Below are 2,356 nucleotides of genomic sequence, written 5' to 3' on the forward strand. Positions count from 1 at the left end.
AGCGTGCGCAGCAGCGAGGTCTTGCCGACATTGGTGTGGCCGACCACCGCGAGTTTCAGCGAGGCCTTGCGTGCATCAGTCATGTCCGCTCTCCAGCCAGTTCATCGGCGCGCAATCGGCGAATGGCAGTTCCAGCTGTTGCAGCGCCGCGTGCCAGTCACCCAGACGTTGCCCGTCCAGCGCTTCGCCAGGCGGCGCTTGCAGCAGCCAGATGCGAGTGGCGCCGGCATTGCGTGCGAGTTCGGCGATCAGCGCGAGGCTGCCGCGATCCGGCGAACGTCGTGGATCGCAAGCGATGGCCAGCCGCGCCGGTGGGAAGCGACTGAGTTGTTCGAGCAGCTTGTGCCGCGATTCGCGACTGTCGAGGATGCCCGCGTTGCTGACGTTTTTCGGCAGCACGGGTGGCCACGGACGCTGTTCGTCCAACTCGATCGCCACCAGCAGCGCGCCTTCACTGGCCAGTTCGCCGACGTTGCTTTCGACGCGATGCAGTTGCGCCGGCTCCGGGTCGTTGACGCCGAGGCGTTCGCTGGTTGGCATCAACCGTTCGCGCAGTTGCGCGTAGCCGGGCAGGTTCAGATCCAGGCGCAGCGCCGCTTTGCCGCTGTTCCAGCGCCACAGGCAGAACAGCGCGAGCAGCAGGCGCGGCAGCACGCCGTAGACCACCAGCACACCGACCAGCCAGGTCGCCCAGGCCTGTCGTGCGCTTTCAATATCCAGTGCGCCGTCGCCGCTGGCGCGAATCATTTCCTCGGTCGGCACGTTGAAGCCGAGCAGCGACGGCAGATAGCCAAGGGCCTGGGTGACATGGATAAAGGTGTCGGCACCGAGGATCGTGGTTTCCCAGACAAAGCCGTAGCGTCGCGTGGCCATCAGCGTCAGCAACAGAATCAGCGCGCTGAGCATCGCCAGCAGCCACAGGCCATTGACCAACGCGCCGAGTGCCCAGCGGTTGAGTTTCTTGCGTTGCAGCAGCAACAGCAGGGCCGGCGCCAGTTGCGCGGCTTTGGCGTCGCGGGCGAATTTTTCGCTGAGCCACAGCCACAAGCGCCCAAGGGTGGCGCCGTGTTCGCCAGCGAAAATCAAGCCCAGCGCCCAACTCAGCAGCAAAATCAGATTGATCCCAAGCAGACTGCCCAGCGCCCAGAAGACATTCACCGGCGTTTGGCCAAGTGCGGCGAAAGCCAGGCCGGCGCCGCTGAGCACGGCGAAAATCATCAACAGCACCAGCGCCAGGCGCGCGCCTTGCAGCCAGTGCTTGAGGGCGGCGGTGAGCCCGTCGCGCTCGGCCAGCCATAGCGCCCGGCGCGCAATGCGGCTCGGCAGATCGCCGCCAGCGGCGCGGGCCAGACGATTGGCTTCCAGATCGTCCAGCGGCCCCGCGTGTTCTTCGCGCAGGCGGATGGTTTCGGTGAGCCAGAGGTTTTGCAGTGGAGTCAGTTCAGTCACGCGGCGTCCCGTCGCTAAATCGAGCGCTGAGCATAACCGCTGTGGCGCTTATCGGGGTAAGCGCGGCTCTGGTATCCTCGCCGGCATGACTAAATCACTGCCCCTCAGCCTGATCGCAGCCCTCGGTGAAAACCGCGTGATCGGCGTCGACAACAGCATGCCCTGGCACCTGCCGGGGGACTTCAAATACTTCAAGGCGACCACGCTCGGCAAGCCGATCATCATGGGTCGCAAGACCTGGGATTCGCTCGGCCGGCCGCTGCCGGGGCGCTTGAACATCGTGGTCAGCCGCCAGCCTGATCTGCAGCTCGAAGGCGCCGAGGTCTATCCTTCGCTGGAAGCCGCCGTGGCCCGCGCCGAGGAATGGGCGAAGGCCCAGGGCGTTGATGAACTGATGCTGATTGGCGGCGCGCAGTTGTATGCGCAGGGACTGGCGCAGGCCGATCGTCTGTACCTGACGCGCGTGGCGCTGAGCCCGCAAGGGGATGCGTGGTTTCCGGAGTTTGATCTGAGCGAATGGAAGCTGGTGTCGAATGTTGAAAACCCGGCGGTTGAAGATAAACCCGCGTACAAGTTCGAAGTCTGGGAGAAAAAGCAGCTTTAAGCCTCAAGCTGCAAGCTGCAAGTAAAAGCTGATTGGCTCTTGGCTTGCAGCTTGCAGCTTGCAGCTTGCAGCTTGCAGCTTCAGCTGACTAGCTGCGCGTGTTCATCGGCATCCAGTAGCGCTTTATCCGTCTGCTGCATGACCTGACTGGTAATCGCCCCGGCGGTAATCGAGCCACTCACGTTCAACGCGGTGCGACCCATATCGATCAGCGGCTCGACCGAAATCAGCAGAGCCACCAGTGACACCGGCAAGCCCATCGCCGGCAGCACGATCAGGGCGGCGAACGTCGCGCCGCCACCG

4 protein-coding genes are annotated in these 2,356 nt (G+C 63.9%); 1 reads left to right on the forward strand and 3 read right to left on the reverse strand.

The genetic code is table 11. The features are described 5' to 3' along the window. The coding region (locus OQK_RS30770) for a GTPase (RefSeq protein WP_177318488.1) at positions 1-83 on the reverse strand (83 nt) is incomplete at its 3' end. Continuing rightward, positions 76-1,449 carry a DUF2868 domain-containing protein gene (locus OQK_RS12510; protein WP_016772692.1) on the reverse strand — a complete coding sequence of 458 codons (1,374 nt, stop codon included), beginning with the start codon at positions 1,447-1,449 and terminating at the stop codon, positions 76-78. The genes OQK_RS12510 and OQK_RS30770, both read right to left, overlap by 8 nt. A gap of 85 nt (positions 1,450-1,534) precedes the next feature. Between OQK_RS12510 and OQK_RS12515 the strand changes: the two genes are divergently transcribed. Next, positions 1,535-2,053 carry a dihydrofolate reductase gene (locus OQK_RS12515; RefSeq protein WP_016772693.1) on the forward strand — a complete coding sequence of 173 codons (519 nt, stop codon included), beginning with the start codon at positions 1,535-1,537 and terminating at the stop codon, positions 2,051-2,053. A gap of 80 nt (positions 2,054-2,133) precedes the next feature. Here the strand turns inward: OQK_RS12515 and OQK_RS12520 are convergent. Beyond that, positions 2,134-2,356, reverse strand: a 223-nt coding sequence (locus OQK_RS12520; RefSeq protein WP_016772694.1) for a cation:dicarboxylate symporter family transporter, incomplete at its 5' end; no start/stop codon positions are given.

This window comes from Pseudomonas sp. R62 (genome assembly GCF_000257605.1).
Taxonomy (GTDB): Bacteria; Pseudomonadota; Gammaproteobacteria; order Pseudomonadales; family Pseudomonadaceae; genus Aquipseudomonas; species Aquipseudomonas atacamensis.

Bases quoted from the DNA above. Each gene is read 5' to 3' on its own strand.
- OQK_RS12515 (WP_016772693.1), top strand. From the start codon at position 1,535: ATGACTAAATCACTGCCCCTCAGCCTGATCGCAGCCCTCGGTGAAAAC.